Below are 18820 nucleotides of genomic sequence, written 5' to 3' on the forward strand. Positions count from 1 at the left end.
CTGCGCATAATAGCCATCATGCCCACCTTTGCTTACCCCCTTCTTGCCGGGCGCCGCCAATGGCTGGGGGCGCTGGCCACCGGCCTGCTGGCACCGGTGGCGGGTCTGGCCAATACGCGTGCCCCGATCACCTTGCGTTTCTCCCATGTTGTGGCGCAGGACACCCCCAAGGGCCGGGCCGCCAGTCGCTTCAAGGCGCTGGTGGAGGCGCGCTCGGGCGGACGCATCACGGTACAGGTTTTTCCGGACGGCCAGCTCTATGGTGACCATGACGAGATGCAGGCGCTGCAACTCGGGGCGGTGGACATGGTGGCGCCTTCGTTGTCCAAGTTCGGACGCATTGGCCTGCCTGAGTTTGAGTTACTTGATTTGCCTTTCCTGTTTGAAGACCTGTCGGACGTGCGGCGTGTCACCCTGGGTTCGCTGGGCCAGCGCCTGTTCAACGGTCTGAAGCGCCAGGGCCTGGTGGGGCTTGGTTTCTTTGACAACGGCTTCAAACAGATGAGTGCCAACCGGCCCCTGCTGACACCGGCCGACTTTGCTGGCCTGCGCATGCGGGTGCAGGCTTCGCGGGTGATTGCCGACCAGATGCGAGCCCTGGGCGCACGCCCGGTGACATTGGCCTTTAGCGAAACCCGCCGCGCTCTGGCAACAGGTGTGGTGGACGGCACCGAAAACCCGGTCTCCAACTTCTGGACACAGGGCATGCACCAGGTGCAAAGTGACCTGAGCCTGACCAACCACGGCTACCTGGGTTATGCGGTGGTCACCAACCAGCGTTTCTGGGAACATCTGCAGGCCGATGACCGTGAGCTGATTTACCAGGCCCTGCAGGAGGCCTTGGATGACGCACGCCAGATTGCCGACGTCCAGAATGAGGCCGCCCTGGCGGCGCTACGCCAGTCCAACACCACCCGCATCCACAGCTTAAGCCCCAGTCAGCGCGCGCGCTTGCAACAAGCCGTGCAGCCGGTGCACCAGGCCTTGGCGCGGCGCATCGGGCCCGACTGGTTCCAGGCGCTGCAAGACGCGTTGGCGCAGCCCAGCGCCTGAGCGCCAGCAACTTAGGGGTTTTCCCTAGCTGTTGAAGGCCACAGTTGTGGCGCTTGAGTCCAGCCAGTACGCTCTCGGCTGCTCGCAAAAAACCCATCCCTTACAACAGGAGACAAACATGAAACTCAAAGCCATCCTCGCCGCTGCCTTGCTAGCTGTCGGCATGAGCGTCAGCGCCCAGACCATCATCAAGTTCAGCCACGTGGTGGCGGCCGACACGCCCAAGGGCAAAGCCTCGGTTTTCTTCGCCCAGAGAGCGGGTGAGCTGACCAAGGGCAAGGTCAAGGTGGAGGTGTATGCCAACAGCGCTTTGTACAAAGACAAGGAAGAGATGGAAGCGCTGCAAATTGGCTCGGTGCAGATGCTGGCACCGTCGCTGGCCAAATTTGGCCCGCTGGGTGTGAAAGAGTTCGAAGCCTTTGACCTGCCCTTCATTTTTGATGACACGGCTGATCTGCACAAGGTCACCCAAGGGCCCGTGGGCGCAGCGCTGCTGGCCAAGCTGGAACCCCGGGGCATCAAGGGTCTGGCTTACTGGGACAATGGTTTTAAATCGTTCTCGGCCAACACACCCCTGAAGGCCGTGGCCGATTACAAGGGCAAAAAATTCCGCATCCAGTCCTCCAAGGTGCTCGAAGAAGAGATCCGCTCGGTGGGTGGCATCGCCCAGGTGATGGCTTTCTCTGAGGTTTATCAAGCGCTGCAGACCGGCGTGGTGGATGGCACCGAGAACCCGATCTCCAACTTCTACACCCAGAAGATGCATGAGGTGCAAAAACACCTGAGCCTGACCAACCACGGTTACCTGGGCTACGCGGTGATCGTCAACAAGAAGTTCTGGGACGGTCTGCCCGCCGATGTGCGTGGCCAGCTGGAACAAGCCATGAATGAGGCCACGGTCTACGCCAACAAGATTGCCCAAGAAGAAAACGACATGTCTCTGGACGGTGTCAAGAAGAGCGGCAAAACCACCGTGTATGTGCCCACCAAGGAAGAACGCATGGCCCTGAAAAAAGCCATGGCGCCGGTGCACACCAAGATGGCCGATCGTGTTGGCAAGGACACCTTGCAGCAGATCTACCAGGCCACCGGCTTTGACCCCAGCACGCTCTGAGTTGATCTGTTGTTCATCGCGATAAAGACGTTTCTGCCGTGTTTGCTCCCATGAAACTCCTTGATCACCTGGAAGAATGGCTGGTGACTTTCCTGATGGGCGGCGCCACGCTGATCATCTTTGTGGCGGTGCTGCACCGTTATGCTGCGGGCCTGGCCATACCGGGCCTGCAGGACTGGCTGTTGTCGATCAGCATGAGCTGGGCGCAAGAGCTGACCATCATCATGTTTGTCTGGATGGCCAAGTTTGGTGCGGCCTACGGTGTACGCACCGGCATCCACGTCGGTGTGGATGTGCTGATCAACCGGCTGAGCAAGCCCACACGTGGCAAATTTGTCATGTTTGGCCTGTCTGCCGGCGCCTTGTTCACCGCGATTGTGGCGGTGCTGGGCACACGTTTTGTCTGGGAGAACGGCGCCCACTACGACATCTACACCTGGCTCGGGCTGACACTCACCGATGTACCTGAAGGCCCGACCACCCCCGACCTGGAGTGGCCAACCTGGATGGTCTACAGCGCCATCCCGCTGGGCACCAGCCTGATGTGTTTCCGCTTTTTGCAGGTGCTGGTGACCTTTGCCAGAACCGGTGATCTGCCGCACCATGACCACGGCCATGTCGACGGTCTGGAGGCGGACGAACCCATCGCTGTGGATGCCAACCCGTATGCCATGAGTGACAACCTGCACCCGCGTGACCTGCACCACTCGCTGGAAGGCAAATCACACGCCAAAGGCCCGAACCAAGAAGGGCCCAAGCCATGAACGCCGCCATCATTTTTATCCTGCTGCTGGCGCTGATGCTCACCGGCATGCCGATCTCGATCTCGCTCGGCCTCACTGTTCTGACCTTCTTGTTTGGCTTTACCGAGGTGCCGCTGGAGTCGGTGGCGCTCAAGCTGTTCACCGGCATCGAGAAATTCGAGATCATGGCGATCCCGTTTTTCATCCTGGCGGGCAACTTCCTGACCCATGGCGGTGTGGCTCGGCGCATGATCAACTTTGCCTCCAGCATGGTGGGGCACTGGTACGGCGGCCTGGGCTTGTCGGGGGTGGTCGGTTGTGCGCTGTTTGCCGCAGTCTCTGGCTCCAGTCCGGCCACCGTGGTGGCGATTGGCTCGATCCTGCTGCCAGCCATGGTCAAGGCCGGGTTCCCGAAAAGCTTTGGCGCCGGTGTCATCACCACCTCGGGCGCGCTGGGGATCCTGATCCCGCCGTCCATCGTGATGGTGATGTATTCGGTGGCCACCAACACCTCGGTCGGTGCCTTGTTCATGGCCGGCGTGGTGCCCGGGCTGGCGCTGGCGGCTGTGCTGGGCGGCGTGACCTGGTACCGTGCACGCAAGTACAACTATCCACGCCTGGCCAAGGCCAGCTGGGGTGAACGCTGGCGCACCTTCAAGGCTTCGGTCTGGGGCCTGCTGCTGATCGTGATTGTGATGGGTGGCATCTACAGCGGCATGTTCACACCCACAGAGGCAGCGGCCATCAGCGCGGTGTATGCGTTCATCGTGGCGGTGTTCATCTACAAGGACATGGGTCTGAAAGACGTGCCCAAGGTGCTGCTGAACTCGGCCAACATGTCGGCCATGTTGCTCTACATCATCACCAACGCGGTGTTGTTCAGCTTCATCATGACCAACGAAAACATCCCGCAGGCCTTGGCCGACTGGATGCTGGGCAACGGCCTGGGCATGGTCACCTTCTTGCTGGCGGTGAACGTGATCCTGCTGCTGGCTGGCAACTTCATGGAGCCGTCCAGCATCGTGCTGATCTTCGCGCCGATCCTGTTCCCGGTGGCGATGAAGCTGGGCATTGACCCGGTGCACTTTGGCATCATCATGGTGGTGAACATGGAGGTGGGCATGTGCCACCCGCCGGTGGGCCTGAACCTGTACGTGGCCTCGGGCATCACCAAGATGGGCATCACCGAGTTGACCGTGGCGGTGTGGCCGTGGCTGCTGTCCATGCTGGCCTTTCTGGGCCTAGTGACTTACTGGCCCGCGATGTCCACCTGGTTCCCGCGTATGCTGGGCATGATGTAGCGCCGCCTGGCACCCACAAAAAAGCCCGGAACTCCCGGGCTTTTTTGTGCAAAATTGGCCTCTAGCCCTTTATCTAAAAGGGCGAGTAGCTATTTAATACGCAGCATTATTGGTCTGCCACATAAGGGTTCGTGCGACGCTCGCGGCCAAACGTGCTCTCGGGTCCGTGGCCGGGAATGAACACCGTGTCGTCCCCCATCGGCCACAGACGGTTTTTGATGCTGGCGATCAGCGTGGCGTGGTCCCCCTGCGGGAAATCGGTGCGGCCAATCGAGCCCGCAAACAACACGTCGCCGACAAACGCACGTTTGGCCTCGGGTGAGTAAAACACCACATGCCCCGGCGTATGGCCCGGGCAATGCCGCACTTGCAGCGTGCAGTTGCCCACGGTGACGGTGTCGCCATCGTGCAGCCAGCGCGTCGGCGTGAACAGCTGGGCCGGTGGAAATCCAAACATCTGGCTTTGTTTGGGCAGGCCGTCAATCCAGAACTGGTCGCCTTCACCTGGGCCGATGATCGGCAAACCCAGCCGCTGCGCCAACTCACCGGCACCGCCTGCATGGTCGATGTGGGCGTGGGTGAGCCATATCTGGCCCAGCGTCAAGCCCAGGCGCTTGACTTCAGCCAGGATCACATCCAGATCACCACCCGGGTCAATCACCGCAGCCTGTTGTGTCTGGTCACACCAGACCAGGGAACAGTTTTGATCAAAGGCAGTGACGGGGAGGGTGAGGTACTGGAACATGGTTTGCAAGAAGTGGCTGACAACAAAAAAACAGGCGAATGGCCTGAGTATGCATGGAAGTCAGCGGGTCATTGCAACCAGCACCCCCACCGCCAACATAACCAACACCCCACCTGAGACCCGCTCCAGCCACGGCAGGGCTTTGGAAAATTGGCTCAGAACCCTTTTGTTTCCTATGACTGCTGCTACCAAAATGTCCCACAATAACACCACACAAAACATCCACAGTCCGTAGCCGATCTTGACAGCTGGGCTGCTTTGGCTGGCACCCACCACGGTGGCCAGGCTGGCATAAAACAGCGCGTTCTTCGGGTTCAGGATGCCCGACACAAAGCCCATACCCGCGCCGCGCCACCACAGCCGGACCGCTGCAGCCGTTCGCCCGGTGCTGGCTGCCATCTGGCGCAACGGGTTCTGGCCTGCATGGCGGATGAACATCACCCCCATGTACAGCAGGTACAGGCAGCCGCCCAGCTGCAGCAGCATGAAGAGGGTGTTGCCCGGCTGCAGCACAGCCACCCCGGCAAAAGCCAGCACAATGAACACACCGTTGGCCAGCGCGATGCCCAGGCAGACCCCGCTGGCAACCCGCCAACCGGCCGCCATCGCGGTGCGCGCCACCAGAAAGAAGTCCGGCCCGGGCGACAACAAGGCCAGAAAATGGGCAGCGGCAAGCATCACAAACGACGGGATCATGGTCCAACTTCCTCCAGAACAAAAGCCCGGAGTCTGCAGACCGCTGCCGCTGCTGTCTTGAAGAAAATTGCGCCCTTGGGTGTTGTGCGCCACCCCGCCACTAGGCCCGGTAACGACCCGGTGTCACACCCACATGGGCCTTGAACACCCGCTGGAAATGTCCTTGGTCGGCAAAGCCCAGTCGGTAGGCAATGTCCGCCAGCGGCTCACCTGCACGCAAGTGATGGCGGGCCTGGTTGATGCGTTGGTTCAACTGGTAGGCATGGGGGGTCAGGCCGGTGGCTTGGCGAAAGGCGCGGATCAGCTGGTAACGGCTCATGTTGGCCATCTTGGCCAATTCGGTCAACGAGATCAGGGCATCCGCCTCGTGTTGCAAATGTGCCAGAAGAGGCTGCAACTTGTGGCGACTGTCTGGGGCCAGGGACGGCGACAGGGCAGGCTGTCCCTGGCTGGCGCAGTCTCCCAAAAACGCGATCAGGGCGATTTCCTTCTCTGGCGTGCTGGCGTCAGAAAACAAAACAGCATTGAGCTGGCAGAACCGCGCGTAGATACCGGCATCCTGGGTCAGCTGCACCGTCTGCAGTGGAGGCACGCTGGATTCCTGCCACAGGGCCTGCAGCCAGCTGGCCTCCAGATGCAGCATCTGGTAACTCCAGGCTGTGTTGGGCAGGGGGTTGCAAGCATGGACGTGGGCGGCTGGTACCCACACAACGGTGCCAGGCTGGATGACCGATGGTCCGGTGCCTGCGCTGGTGAAACGGCTCGAACCCTGATCCACCGCGCCCACAGAAAAGCTCGGGTGGCTGTGGGCTTTGTAACAGGCACGGCTGTGGCAGGCCCGGCGGCTCTCGGCATATGGCAAGGCCGGGTCACGCCAGAACTCGGCGCTGGCGGGCGAGGTCGTGGCAGGGGAAGGGGCCATCACGGGTCAGCAGGCCTCGCAAGCCAATACCGCGCTGCTGGCTTCCCGGCGGGTGCGCTCGGTCAAAAACTCCAGGAACACACGGGTGCGCTCGGGCAGGAACTGCCGGCTGGGCAGGGCCGCGTAAATGGCCAGGCGGCCAGTGATCCAGGGACGCAGCACCCGGATCAGTTGGCCACTCGACAGGTAGGGGGCAGCCAGGTCCACCGCCACCGAGGTGATGCCCGCACCGTCCAGTACCGCGCGCATCAGGGTGTCGGTGTGGTTGCTCCACAGAACGGGCTGCACGGCCACATCCAGCACCTCGTCCTGAAGCGCCGAGTTGAACAGGCGCCAGGTGTTACTCGGCCGACCCGAGACGGTCAGGCGCAGCACCTCATGCTGGGCCAGGTCTTGCGGGCTCACCGGCACATTCTTGCGCTGGATGTAGGCGGGTGAGGCCACCAGGATGGCCTCAGTGGCGGAAATCTTGCGGGCAACCAGGTCGGCATCAAAGTCTGCCTCGGTCGGCAGCAAGCTGATGTCGTAGTCCTCAATCGGTGGCTCCTTGAACGAGGCCACCTCAATGTTGAGCTGGATCTTCGGATGCAACTGCCTGAAGTCTGCAATCAGTGGCGCAAGCACATGGGTGGCCAACACCGGTGGTGCCAACACCCGCAGAACGCCTTCAGGCTCGTGTGTTTGTGAACTGGCCAGGCTGTCGGCGTCATCAATGTCCTGCAGGATCAGGCGCACCCGCGCCAGATAGGCCTCACCCGCCACGCTGAGTGACAAACGCCGGGTGCTGCGGTGTAACAAACGGGTGCCCAGATGGTCTTCCAGGTCGGCCACCAGGCGCGTCACCACCGCTGGCGAGATATCGAGCGCACGTGAGGCCGCCGCAAAGCCACCTTCGTCGATGACTTTTTGAAAAACCCGCATTGACAGCAATCGGTCCATGGTGCACCTGAATGGCATTTCAAGGGCTTGATTATTTCTTAAATAGCAATGTGTCAGTGACAAATAGGCTATTTTTCTTCTTAAACAGAAACTTTACAGTTCATCCCATCGACGAAACACCTTCAACACCGTGTTTCGAAGAACCCGGACAGACCTCAAAAAATTGTCTGCCGGCATTTTTAAACTCTTTCAGGAAATACATCATGAACCGCAAAACACTCTCTGCTCTGACCCTCTCTTTGGCTGCTTTGGTGGCTGGCAATACCTTCGCTGCCGACGCTTCTGCCCCCAAAACACGTGACCAGGTCCGTGCTGAATTGCTGGAAGCCCAGCGCACCGGCCACATCCTGGCCCAAGGCAATTCGGGCAAGTTGCTCAACGAGTTGTACCCCAGCCAATACCCAGCCAAAGCCGTGACCCAAGGCAAGACCCGCGCCCAAGTGCTGGCCGAGCTGGCACAAGCGCAACGCACGGGTGACATCGTGGCCGGCGGCAACTCCGGCAAGCTGCTCAACGAGTTGTACCCCAGCCAGTACCCGGCCAAGGCTGTGACACCCGGCGTGACCCGTGCCCAAGTGCTGGCCGAGCTGGAACAAGCACAACGCCGTGGCGACGACTTCAGCAAGCTCTACGGCCACAACTAAGGTGACCGTGGCCGATCTGGCCACAGGGCCTGGGGCAACCCAGGCCCATCAAGGGTTCATTGTTTCGAATTTGGAACAGTATTTCCCGAATCAGCTTGTTATAAAAACATATCGCCAAAAATAGAATCAATGAACCCTCAGCACCGTTGTGCTGGGTTTTCCACCCAACCCGAGCTTTCACCATGAAATTACTGCACGTTGACTCCAGCATCCTGGGCACCTATTCCGCCTCCCGCCAGCTCACCGCCGAGGTGGTGGCACAGTGGCTCAAGGGCCATCCCGACACCACGGTGGAATACCTGGATGTGGCCGCCAACCCGATCAACCATTTTGGCGCGGACGCGTTGGCCATCAAGGGGGTTGCTCAGGCTGAGCCGACCGAGGTACAACGTGCCGAGAACGCTTTGTCCGAGAAGCTGGTGAGCCAGTTCCTGGCTGCCGATGTGATTGTGGTGGGCGCACCGTTTTACAACTTCTCCATCCCGACCCAGCTCAAGGCCTGGATTGACCGCCTGGCCCAGCCGGGCCGCACCTTCACCTACACCGACAAGGGCCCGACCGGTCTGGCCACCGGCAAGACGGTGATCGTGGCCTCCACCCGGGGTGGTGCCTATTCCACCAGCGAAGGTGGCCAGGCCATGGAACACCAGGAAAGTTACCTGAAGGTGGTGTTTGGCTTCTTTGGTATCACCGACGTGCGCATCGTGCGCGCCGAAGGTCTGGCCATGGGGGAGGCTGCCAAAGCCGCCGCCATGACTGCGGCTCAAAACGAGATTGCCACCGCCGCCCACTAAACTGTCTGTGTTTATGGTTTGCCGCGCTGGTTGCGGCAGACTCACAGAGGTCCACAACGTGCTCAGAACCCTTCATACCCTGTCTACCCAACGCCGCTCCTGGCTGCTGCTGGCAGCCCTGGCGCTGGTGCTGGATGGCATCGCCCTGTTTTTGCAACATGTGTTGCACGTCGAACCCTGCAACGAGTGCATTTACATCCGTGCTGGTGTGCTGGGCATTGCGCTTGCCGGGGTGATGGGCGCCTTGGCCCCTAGCTATTGGCCGATGCGGCTGCTGGCTTTGACGGCCTGGGTCGGGGCCTTGGGCTGGAGTTTGTCGCGTGTGGTGTTGCTGCTGGACCTGGAGCGCATCGTGGCTGCTGGCGGCGACGCCAGTTGCAAACGTTTCAAGGGCTTTCCGGACTGGCTGCCGCTGGAGCAGTGGTTGCCCAATGTGTTTGAGCCACGCGCCATGTGTGGCACCGTGAGCTGGACTTTTTTGGGCGGGTCGGTCACGTTCTGGATCGGTATCGCTTTGGGTGGTATGGCCTTGCTGGCTGCTGCGGTGGTGGTGGCGCAGGTGTGGCCCAACAAGGGGCGTGTGTAGGCGGGTGGAGCTGGCTTAAGCCAGGACTAAGTTTTCCCTAAGGCGGTCCTAAGTTGGCGTCCGTACAGTTGCTCCCAGTTGGTTGACAGCCAACACAACCGTTACAGACAACCACTGGCCCTCGAAAGGACTCCTCATGAAATCAAGTATTACCGCCCTGTGCATCGCAACCGCCGTTTTGGGCTCTGGCCTGGCATTTGCCGCAACGCCTGCTGCCACCGCTGCACCCGTAGCACCCGCCGCAACCACGGCACCGGCTGATGCAGCCGCACCCGTGACCACCCCCGCCAAGAAAACAGTCAAGAAACACGCCGCCAAGAAAGCCGCTCCCAAGGCTTCTGCTGCGCAGTAAATCAACAACAGCGATGGGCGCAACCCATCTGGCAAGGAGGCCCGCAGTCTGCGGGCCTTTTTTGCTTTGTGGTGTCACACAACGCCCAGCACAACATCTGAATGTCCGCCGGTGAGTTTCCCGGTGGCCTGTATCAATCAGAAAGCTAGCTTCATGCATCCATTTATGTTCAGAGTGCTCGCCAGGCTGGTTCTGGTGGCCTCTCTTTGGGGCGCCGGGTTGGCCATGGCGCAGACCGAGCCGTCGATGAACCAGATTTATGCCACCGCACAGGCCGGCAAACTCGATGCTGCCCAGCTGATGGTGCAGCAGGTGCTGATTGCACATCCCCGCAGTGCCAAGGCCTTTTTTGTCCAGGCAGAGCTGTACGCTCGCCAAGGCCAACTGGACTTGGCACGCGAGTCCTTGGCCACCGCAGACCAGCTGGCTCCCGGCTTACCCTTCGCCAAGTCAGAGTCTGTCCAGGCGCTTCGCACGCAACTGGCAGCCAAACACCAGGCCCCAAGCACGCGAAGCTCTTTGGCGTCTGATGCCGGGCAGCTGGCGGCACAGCCTTCGGCCAGTGCCTGGGTGTTGCCGCTGCTGCTGGCCGCCGCTGTGATGCTTGGCGGCTACCTCATCTTCCGGCGCCGGGTGCCCCAGCCACGCGGGCAAGCACCGGCGGCAGTGGATCCAGGCGGGCTCAAAGCTGCCCAAGCTTGGGGTCTGGGCGGCGGTGTCCCGCCAAGCTCGACTCCATATCCACCATCGGCTTACCCCCAAAGTTACCCGCCTTCAGCTGGAACCGGTTTGGGTGGCCGCATCATGGGTGGTGTGGCGACTGGACTGGCGGTTGGCGCGGGTGTGATGGCGGCCGAGGCCATAGGGCGCCAGGTGATGGGTGATCACAATGCCACCGTGCCCCAGACCCTTCAGCCTGACAACAGCCGATATGAACCCTTGGCAGAAAACGCCGACCTGGGCGGCAATAACTTCGGCATCAGTGACACCGCGTGGGACGATGACGCGGGCGGCGACGTCGGCGGTGGAGACTGGGACAGCTGAGCCCAGCTGCTCAGTTCAGTGTCGCTGCGGTTGGCGGAGCTGCTCCATCAACGCATCTGGCTGGCCACCTTGCGCGAGGTGGCTCTTGTACCAGACCGTCAGAATGCTGGTCACCACCGGCCCGGGGTCCTGGCAGACCTTGTCAAAGTCCAGGCCGTTGATGCCGCAGATCAGCTTGACCAGATCCATGTCCAGGTCAATGGCGTCGTCCGCGCAGCGGCGCAGCTTGAGGTCGGCAAAAGAGTAGCCCTCGGGCAATTTGAGGGTCAGCAGGGCATCTGTTGGCATAGGTAGGCAAAAAGTCAGTGGGTCAAACTGCTATATGGTTAGTAGCTGCTTAGGCAATCCATAAAAGGGCTACAGCCCGAAAAGCATCATAACCCCAATGCGCAGCCAGGTCGCATGGCATGCGCCAGCTGTCAGACCCTGGCTTGGGTTGATCCGCGCACCATCAGCTCGCCACGCAGCACCACCCGGCGCACCGCCCGCTCGGGCATCACCACCCGCTCCAGCAGCAGACGCAGCGCGGTCTGCCCGATTTCATTGGTGGGTTGGCGGATCACGGTGATGTCCGGCGTCACCAGACTGGTCCAAGGCAGGTCGTCAAAACCCGCGATCGCGATGTCCTTGGGCACCTTTACCCCGGCCTCCTTGACCGCCTCGACAATGCCTTGCAACACCAGCCCACTGCTGGCCATCAGTGCGTCGGGCAAGGGCCTGCGTTTGAGCATGCGTTCGGCCACCTCGCGGGCGCGTTCGCTGCGCGGGGTGATCGGTTCAGCCTCGGGGGTGATGCCGGCCTCCGACATGGCGGCCAGGTAACCCTGGTAGCGCTGCGGCCCGGTCGAGCCCACCGAGCCATACAAGAACACAACACGGCGGTAGCCTTGGGTGATCAGGTGCTCGGTCAGGCGGTACGCGGCGTCAAAGTTGTCCAACATGACGGCATCTGCTTCCACATCGCGTTCGCAGCGGTCTACCAGCACCATCGGAAACGGATGATCCTGTGGCCGAAAGTCCGTCAGCAGCGACAAGGTGGGCGAGAGAATGACGCCGCTGACGTTTTCATCACGCATCATCTCCAGGTAAAAGGCTTCTTTTTCGGGGTCTTCGTCGGCATTACACAGCAACACCCGCATGCGGTGCTGGTAGGCCACGTCTTCCACCGCGCGGCTGATTTCGGTGAAGAAAGGGTTGCGAATGTCCGACACGATCAGACCCAGGGTGTCGGTGCGCCCGGAGCGCAGGCGCCTGGCGGCCAGATCGGGGCGGTAACCCAGCGCTTTGACCGCTGCATTGACGCGTTTACGGGTCTCTTCGCTGACGCCGGGCAAACCCGAAATGACCCGGGAGACCGAGGCTGTGGACACCCCAGCCTGCTTTGCCACATCCACGATCTTGACCATCACGCCTCCGAACTTACCATGTAATCGATTCCATTTATTGTGCATCAGAACCAGTTCTGATGCGCCATTTCAAATCCGTAAGACTCCAAATTTAGGGTAAACCCTAGTATTTTTCACCCAAAAAGCGCACAGAAATCCGATGATTTGGTCGACAATGAATATGTAAACGATTACATCATTTTGCAAAAACCACGAAGTACGCCATTGATCTGCAAGGAGACACGGATGGAAACCATGACAACCGCCTGCGTGAAGCTGAACGCCCAGGCCAGCAACAAGACCGAAGCGGTGCGCCTTGCCGGGCAACTGCTGGTGGATGCGGGTTATATCGACCCCGGTTATGTCGACAGCATGCTCAAACGCGAAGAGGTCGCCAACACCTTTCTGGGCTCGGCCGTGGCAATTCCGCACGGCATGGTGGAAGACCGGCATCTGATCCACCACACCGGCGTGGCGGTGGTGCAGTTCCGTGATGGCGTGAGCTGGAAAGACGGTGACAGGGCGCAACTGGTGGTGGCGATTGCCGCCAAATCGGACGAACACATCGTGCTGCTGCGCCGCCTCACACGTCTGATGCAACGGCCACAAAGCATCGAGAGCCTGGTGGCCACCAACGACGCCCAACTGATTGTGGGCACCCTGGCTGACGAACCGGTTCAAGCCGCCAGCCCGGTCGCCGCCGTGCAGGAATGGCCCAACGATGCGCAGTCGGTCTGGACCCTGGACTACCCCAATGGCCTGCATGCTCGCCCGGCCACGCGCTGGGTTGACACCGCCAAACGTTTTGCCTGTGAACTGCGTGTCTACAAAGGCCAGGAATTTGCCGACGCCAAGGCGTTGACCGGCTTGTTGTCCTTGGGCGCAGCACGTGGCGACAGCCTGCGTTTCGCCGCCCGTGGCCCGGACGCCCGGCGCGCGGTCGACGCCTTGCTGGACGTGGTGCATTCCCTGTCCAGCGAAGAGAAGGCCGATGCCGAACGTGCCCGCCGCAACGCGCTGGCAGCACGTCGCAGCGCCCCCGACTGGCTGCCCGGTGGCAGTCCGCAGGCGATTTACGGCATTGGTGCCAGCCCCGGCTTGGCAATTGGTGCCCTGGTGCGCCACGTCAGCCACCAGTTTGATGTGCACGATGTCCCGGGTGATGTGGTGGCCGAAGGTGAAGCCCTGGAGGCCGCGGTGCTGGCCATCAGCCAGGAACTCGAGACCCTGGAGGCCCAGACCCGCAGCCGTCTTGGTGCCACCGAGGCAGCCATTTTTGCGGCGCACCGCGAACTCATCGCCGATGCCGACCTGCTGCGCGATGCGCTGGCCAGCATCCTGCGCGGCCATGGTGCCGCCTGGGCTTGGCAAAACGCCTTGCAGACCCGGGTCGAAAAACTCCAGGGTGTGGCCGATCCGCTGCTCGCCGCCCGGGCGCTGGACCTGCGCGATGTGGGTGAGCGGGTGCTGGCACGTATGCTGGGCATCGAGCGCCAGCGCCTGGTGCTCACGCAACCCAGCATTCTGGTGGCCGAAGACCTGACCCCGTCTGACACCTTGCAGCTCGACATGGCCTTTGTGGTGGGCCTGGCGATCAGCAGCGGTGGCCCGACCTCGCACACCGCGATCCTGGCGCGCACGCTGGGTCTGCCCGCGGTGGTGGCTGCTGGCAGCGCCCTGCTGGCGGCACCGGAAGGTCAGCTCGCGGTGATCGACGGCAGCGTCGGCGCGGTTTACCTGGATGTTTCACAAACCGACCAGGACGCCGCCGCTGCGGTGATCGAACGCCAGCTGGCCGCACGCAACACCTTGCGTGAAAGCCGCTATCTGCCCGCCACCACCAGCGATGGCCACACCATCGAGATCGCCGCCAACGTGGCCAACGCCAAACAGGCCAGCGTCGCCATCGAAGCCGGTGCCGAAGGGGTGGGCCTGATGCGCACCGAGTTCTTGTTCCTGGAGCGCAACAGCGCACCGGACGAAGACGAACAGTACCGTGTTTACCGTGAGATGACCGAAGCCATGGGCGGGCGCACCCTGATCATCCGTGCGCTGGACATCGGTGGTGACAAGAAAGTGGCCTACCTGAACCTGCCGCAGGAAGAAAACCCGTTTCTGGGGGTGCGTGGCGCACGTCTGCTGCTGATCCGCCAGGACCTGCTCTACACCCAGCTGCGCGCTCTTTACCGCGCCGCCGCCCACGGGCCGATCCGCATCATGTTCCCGATGGTGACCCATACCAGCGAGATCGAAGCGCTGCGCGAGCACTGCGAACGCGCCCGCGCCCAGGTCAACGGCCCCGAACTCAAGATCGGCATCATGGTTGAAGTGCCTGCGGTGGCAGTGATGGCCGACAAATTTGCCCCGCTGGTGGACTTCTTCTCGGTCGGTACCAATGACCTGACCCAGTACACCCTGGCGATTGACCGCCAGCATCCCGCATTGGCCGCCCAGGCCGACAGCCTGCACCCTGCCGTGCTGGACCTGATCGCTCGCACCGTGGCCGCTGCCAAAAAACACGGCACCTGGGTCGGTGTCTGTGGCGGCCTGGCCGGTGACCCGCTGGGCGCACGCATCCTGACCGGCCTCGGCGTGGACGAGCTCTCGATGAGTGCCCAGGACATCGCTTCCGTCAAAGCCACCCTGCGCGGTGACTCCTTCAACGCCATGCAACAGCTGGCACAACGTGCGCTGGCCGCAGGCAGCGCCGATGAGGTGCGTGCTTTATGAACCCCTCCATGCACAACAGCCACCCGCGCGTGGTCGCGGTGGCGCTGAACCCGGCGCTGGATCACACCCTGGAAGTCGACCAGCTGCGTCTGGGCGAAGTTAACCGCGCAGTGCGCATGCAGGTCGACGTGGGTGGCAAGGGCATCAATGTCGCCTCGTGCCTGGCTGACTTTGGTGTGGCTACCGCTGTGACCGGCCAGATCGGCCGTGACAATGCCGCCCAGTTCGAGACCCTGTTCCATGCCAAAGGCATTGACAACCGCTTCTTCTACCTCGATGGCCTCACGCGCATCAACACCAAGCTGGTGGACAAACGCAGCGGGGATACCACCGACATCAACATGCCCGGGCCAACACTCGAGCCCGAGGCCATCCAGGCCTTGTTTGAGCGTTTGCTGGCGCGTATTGACGGCATGGTCAGCCCGGGCAGCTGGGTGGTTGCCTCGGGCAGCTTGCCACCCCAGTGGCCGGTAGACACCTACCAGCGCCTGATCACCCATGTCCACAGCCTGGGTGCCCATGTGCTGCTGGATGCCAGTGGCGCTGCCTTCAGCGCAGGCGTGGGCGCTGCGCCCGACATCATCAAGCCCAACCGGACCGAGCTGGCCGAGCTCATCGGGCAAACGCTGACCGACGCCAACTCGGTGGTGGCAGCTGCACGTGAACTGCTGGCCCGGCCCAACGCACCGGGCACGGTGGTGGTGTCCATGGGCGGCGACGGTGCGCTGTTTGTCAACCGCAAAGAGGCTTTGCTGGCGCACCCCATTCCGACCGAGCTGATCAGCACCGTGGGTGCGGGTGACGCCATGGTGGCCGGCATCGTTGCGGCACAGATCGCCGGGCTGGGCTTGTCTGACTGTGCCCGCCTGGCAACCGCGTTTGCGGCAGGCAAGCTGGCGCGGCTCGGGCCCCATCTGCCCGCACCGGACACCGTGCGGGCACTGGCCCAAATGGTCCATATCAGTTCGTTCAGCTGAACCGGCTGACTCCCTTTCCCTCACTGACCCAAGGAAACAAACCATGTCAAAAATAGTCGCAGTGACCGCTTGCCCGACCGGCATCGCTCACACCATCATGGCCGCCGAGGCCCTGCAACAAGCTGCTGACCGCACCGGTCACAGCTTGCGTGTGGAGACACAAGGCTCCGTCGGCACCCGCAACACCCTGAGTGCCGAGGACATCGCCACCGCCGACGCGGTGATCATTGCCGCCGACACCCGTGTCGACACCGCACGTTTTGCGGGCAAATACATGCTCGAAGTCAGCACTGTCGCCGCCATCCGTGATGCTGAGGCGGTGATCCGCCATGCCCTGGGCCAGGTCAACCCAGGCGCACAGACTGCCGCCGCCGCTGCACCCGCACGCGACCCGAGCCTGCCGCAAATTGTGGCCATCACCTCGTGCCCCACTGGCATCGCCCACACCTTCATGGCCGCCGAGGGCCTGGAGAGTGGCGCCAAAGCCAACAACTACAGCATCAAGGTCGAAACCCAGGGCTCGGTCGGTGCGCAAAACACGCTCACCGCCGCTGACGTGGCCAACGCCGAGATTGTGCTGATTGCTGCCGACACCAATGTCGACTTGAGCCGTTTTGCCGGCAAACGCATTTACGAGACCAGCACCAAAGCCGCCATCAAGGACGGTGCCCAGGTGGTGCGCACCGCCATGGTCGAAGCCAAGGCCGCCGCCCCCGCGACGGGTGTGGCCTATGCCGACCAGGTCAAGGCCGCCAAGGCGCAGCAAAGCGCCAGCCGCACTGGTGCCTACAAGCACTTGATGACCGGTGTGTCTTACATGATCCCGTTTGTGGTGGCCGGTGGTCTGTTGATCGCCCTGGGCTTTGCACTCGGTGGCATTTATGTCTACGAAGATGCCAACAAGGGCACACTGGCCTGGACCCTGTTCACGATTGGTGCCAAGAGCGGTTTTGCATTGATGGTGCCGATTTTGGCGGGCTTCATCGCGCACTCGATTGCCGACCGACCCGGTCTGGCACCGGGCATGATTGGCGGCATGATCGCCGCCTCGATTGGTGCCGGTTTTATTGGCGGTATTGCGGCTGGCTTCCTGGCCGGTTACACCGTCAAGTTCCTCAACGACAAGATCCAGCTCGGGCGCAATCTGGACGGCCTCAAACCCGTGCTGATCCTGCCGCTGCTGGGCACTGCCATTGTGGGCTTGCTGATGTATTACGTGGTGGGTGAACCCGTCAGCCTGGTGCTGGCCGCAATCACCGCTTGGCTCAAAGGCCTGCAAGGCTCCAACGCGATCTTCCTTGGCTTGCTGCTGGGTTCGATGATGGCCTTTGACATGGGTGGCCCGGTCAACAAGGCTGCCTACGCTTTTGCCACTGGCCTGATCGCCAGCGAAGTTTATGCGCCGATGGCCGCTGTGATGGCCGCCGGTATGACTCCGCCCTTGGCGCTGGCCTTGGCCACCGTGTTGTTCAAGAACCGTTTCACCGCCGACGAACGTGAAGCCGGCAAAGCCACCGCCGTGCTGGGCATCTCGTTCATCACCGAAGGCGCGATTCCGTTCGCTGCCAAGGACCCGCTGCGCGTGATCCCGGCGCTGATGATTGGCTCGGCCGTGGCTGGTGCCCTGTCGATGGTGATGGGCAGCGAGTTGCGTGTGCCTCACGGTGGCGTGTTTGTGCTGCCAATTCCCAATGCCGTGACCAACCTGGGCGCCTACCTGCTGGCCATCGTGGCCGGTACCGTGGTCAGTGCCCTGGCTTTGGCCGCCCTGAAGAAACCGCTGGCCGCTAACGCCGCTTAAGCACCGCATCCCAAAAACAAGCCCCGCCGCGCTGCAGACCAGCGCGGCGGGGCTTTTTCATGCGTGTGTGACAGGGCAGCGTCTCAGTCGTCAGTCTGGTAAGCGTTCAGCACCCGTTGCGCCACCAGGTCCAGCGCGGGTTTGACGTTGCCTTGTTTGTCGGTCCAGGCCTTGGGCGTCAGGCTGCCAGACAGGGCCACCGAGTCACCATCACGCAACAACAGCAAGTCGCGGCAACACATCGCCTCAAAAGCAATCACGTTAACGATCAGGTGCTCACCATCCCCGGCTTGCGCGCGCACTTTGGCCACCACATAACGACTCTCCCCCTTGCCCAGACGCTGCTCCGGGTCTCCCAACAACTTGCCTGCAATCAAACCGTCAATCATCTGTAGCCACCTCAGAGCGTTCAAAAATGGGGTGGATGGTAGCCCTTGTCAGCCAGGGCCGGACATGACCTATAGTGCCGCTGCCTTTCACCCTCTGCCTCACACCCATGCACCTCTGGCAACAACCCATCTCCGTCGCAGCCATCACCGCCCTGAGCGCCAACACCGCAGTCAGTCACTTGGGCATTGAGTTTCTGGAAGTGGGTGAGGACTTCATCAGCGCCCGGGTGCCGGTCGATGCCCGCACACGCCAGCCGTTTGGGCTGTTGCACGGTGGGGTCAGTGTGGTGCTGGCCGAAACCCTGGGCTCGGTGGCGGCCAACTACGCCTGCCCGGTCGGCCACCAGGCGGTGGGGCTGGACATCAACGCCAACCACCTGCGCGGTGTCAGCAGCGGCTGGGTCACCGGCACAGCACGCCCGGTACACATTGGTCGCAGCACCCAGGTCTGGCAGGTCGAGTTGCGCAACGATGCGGGTGAACTGAGCTGTGTCTCACGCCTGACCATGGCGGTGCTGGCACCCAAATAGCTTTACAAGGATTTTTGGCCTCTAGCCCTTATGGATAAAGGGCTAGCAGCTATTTATTTCGCATCAACCAGAAAC

General features: G+C 61.8%; 20 protein-coding genes. 13 read left to right on the forward strand and 7 right to left on the reverse strand.

The genetic code is table 11. The features are described 5' to 3' along the window. Positions 1–18: 18 nt before the first annotated feature. The 4 genes from RF819_RS10955 (at position 19) to RF819_RS10970 (ending at position 4211) form a co-directional block, all read left to right on the forward strand. Positions 19–1053, forward strand: coding sequence for a TRAP transporter substrate-binding protein (locus RF819_RS10955; RefSeq protein WP_078365020.1), 1035 nt, complete (start codon positions 19–21; stop codon positions 1051–1053). A 118-nt stretch (positions 1054–1171) separates the two neighbouring features. Next, positions 1172–2167, forward strand: a complete 996-nt coding sequence (locus RF819_RS10960; protein WP_078365021.1) for a TRAP transporter substrate-binding protein — start codon at positions 1172–1174, stop codon at positions 2165–2167. A gap of 50 nt (positions 2168–2217) precedes the next feature. Next, entirely contained in the window at positions 2218–2931 is a 714-nt protein-coding gene (locus RF819_RS10965; protein WP_078365022.1) for a TRAP transporter small permease, read from the forward strand. Beyond that, positions 2928–4211, forward strand: coding sequence for a TRAP transporter large permease (locus RF819_RS10970; protein WP_078365023.1), 1284 nt, complete (start codon positions 2928–2930; stop codon positions 4209–4211). Before RF819_RS10965 ends, RF819_RS10970 begins: the two co-directional genes overlap by 4 nt. A gap of 106 nt (positions 4212–4317) precedes the next feature. On the opposite strand, the gene RF819_RS10975 is transcribed toward RF819_RS10970, so the two are convergent. From RF819_RS10975 to RF819_RS10990, 4 genes are all read right to left on the reverse strand, one after another. Further along, positions 4318–4956: an MBL fold metallo-hydrolase gene (locus tag RF819_RS10975; RefSeq protein ID WP_078365024.1), complete on the reverse strand. Its 639-nt coding sequence runs from the start codon at positions 4954–4956 to the stop codon at positions 4318–4320. 60 nt (positions 4957–5016) lie between these two features. Then, complete coding sequence (locus RF819_RS10980; RefSeq protein ID WP_078365025.1) at positions 5017–5652, reverse strand: LysE family translocator; 636 nt, start codon at positions 5650–5652, stop codon at positions 5017–5019. A 100-nt stretch (positions 5653–5752) separates the two neighbouring features. Next, positions 5753–6574, reverse strand: coding sequence for an AraC family transcriptional regulator (locus RF819_RS10985; RefSeq protein WP_078365026.1), 822 nt, complete (start codon positions 6572–6574; stop codon positions 5753–5755). Between the two features lie 6 nt (positions 6575–6580). After that, positions 6581–7513 (reverse strand): LysR family transcriptional regulator, encoded by a 933-nt coding sequence (locus tag RF819_RS10990; RefSeq protein WP_078365027.1) that lies wholly within the window; start codon positions 7511–7513, stop codon positions 6581–6583. A gap of 203 nt (positions 7514–7716) precedes the next feature. Between RF819_RS10990 and RF819_RS10995 the strand changes: the two genes are divergently transcribed. The 5 genes from RF819_RS10995 (at position 7717) to RF819_RS11015 (ending at position 10933) form a co-directional block, all read left to right on the forward strand. Beyond that, the gene (locus RF819_RS10995; RefSeq protein ID WP_158081264.1) at positions 7717–8157 is read left to right on the forward strand and encodes a DUF4148 domain-containing protein; all 441 of its coding nucleotides are present in this window, start codon (positions 7717–7719) and stop codon (positions 8155–8157) included. Between the two features lie 182 nt (positions 8158–8339). Beyond that, entirely contained in the window at positions 8340–8951 is a 612-nt protein-coding gene (locus RF819_RS11000; protein ID WP_078365029.1) for an FMN-dependent NADH-azoreductase, read from the forward strand. 58 nt (positions 8952–9009) lie between these two features. Beyond that, positions 9010–9537, forward strand: a complete 528-nt coding sequence (locus RF819_RS11005; RefSeq protein ID WP_158081265.1) for a disulfide bond formation protein B — start codon at positions 9010–9012, stop codon at positions 9535–9537. 136 nt (positions 9538–9673) lie between these two features. Further along, on the forward strand, positions 9674–9889 hold the full coding sequence (locus tag RF819_RS21510) for a hypothetical protein (RefSeq protein ID WP_078365031.1): 216 nt from the start codon (positions 9674–9676) through the stop codon (positions 9887–9889). A 165-nt stretch (positions 9890–10054) separates the two neighbouring features. Next, on the forward strand, positions 10055–10933 hold the full coding sequence (locus RF819_RS11015) for a tetratricopeptide repeat protein (protein WP_078365032.1): 879 nt from the start codon (positions 10055–10057) through the stop codon (positions 10931–10933). A 15-nt stretch (positions 10934–10948) separates the two neighbouring features. Here RF819_RS11015 and RF819_RS11020 read toward each other — a convergent pair whose 3' ends face one another. Both RF819_RS11020 and RF819_RS11025 read right to left on the reverse strand, forming a co-directional pair. Continuing rightward, entirely contained in the window at positions 10949–11221 is a 273-nt protein-coding gene (locus tag RF819_RS11020; RefSeq protein WP_078365033.1) for a hypothetical protein, read from the reverse strand. A gap of 131 nt (positions 11222–11352) precedes the next feature. After that, positions 11353–12384, reverse strand: coding sequence for a LacI family DNA-binding transcriptional regulator (locus RF819_RS11025; RefSeq protein ID WP_242472670.1), 1032 nt, complete (start codon positions 12382–12384; stop codon positions 11353–11355). 180 nt (positions 12385–12564) lie between these two features. Between RF819_RS11025 and ptsP the strand changes: the two genes are divergently transcribed. Genes ptsP through RF819_RS11040 form a run of 3 tightly spaced genes read left to right on the forward strand, consistent with a single transcriptional unit; the run spans position 12565 to position 17826 of the window. Further along, positions 12565–15048: a phosphoenolpyruvate--protein phosphotransferase gene (gene ptsP / locus RF819_RS11030; RefSeq protein ID WP_078366900.1), complete on the forward strand. Its 2484-nt coding sequence runs from the start codon at positions 12565–12567 to the stop codon at positions 15046–15048. Then, complete coding sequence (gene pfkB, locus RF819_RS11035) at positions 15045–16025, forward strand: 1-phosphofructokinase (protein WP_200223946.1); 981 nt, start codon at positions 15045–15047, stop codon at positions 16023–16025. Before ptsP ends, pfkB begins: the two co-directional genes overlap by 4 nt. A 43-nt stretch (positions 16026–16068) precedes the next feature. Further along, entirely contained in the window at positions 16069–17826 is a 1758-nt protein-coding gene (locus RF819_RS11040; protein WP_078365036.1) for a PTS fructose-like transporter subunit IIB, read from the forward strand. A gap of 83 nt (positions 17827–17909) precedes the next feature. Here the strand turns inward: RF819_RS11040 and RF819_RS11045 are convergent, their stop codons facing one another. Then, positions 17910–18215: a single stranded DNA-binding domain-containing protein gene (locus tag RF819_RS11045; protein WP_078365037.1), complete on the reverse strand. Its 306-nt coding sequence runs from the start codon at positions 18213–18215 to the stop codon at positions 17910–17912. Positions 18216–18322: 107 nt separating this feature from the next. Between RF819_RS11045 and RF819_RS11050 the strand changes: the two genes are divergently transcribed. After that, complete coding sequence (locus RF819_RS11050) at positions 18323–18745, forward strand: hotdog fold thioesterase (RefSeq protein ID WP_078365038.1); 423 nt, start codon at positions 18323–18325, stop codon at positions 18743–18745. The last annotated feature ends 75 nt before the right edge of the window (positions 18746–18820 follow it).

Origin of the sequence: Rhodoferax fermentans, assembly GCF_002017865.1 — a bacterium.
Taxonomy (GTDB): Bacteria; Pseudomonadota; Gammaproteobacteria; order Burkholderiales; family Burkholderiaceae_C; genus Rhodoferax; species Rhodoferax fermentans.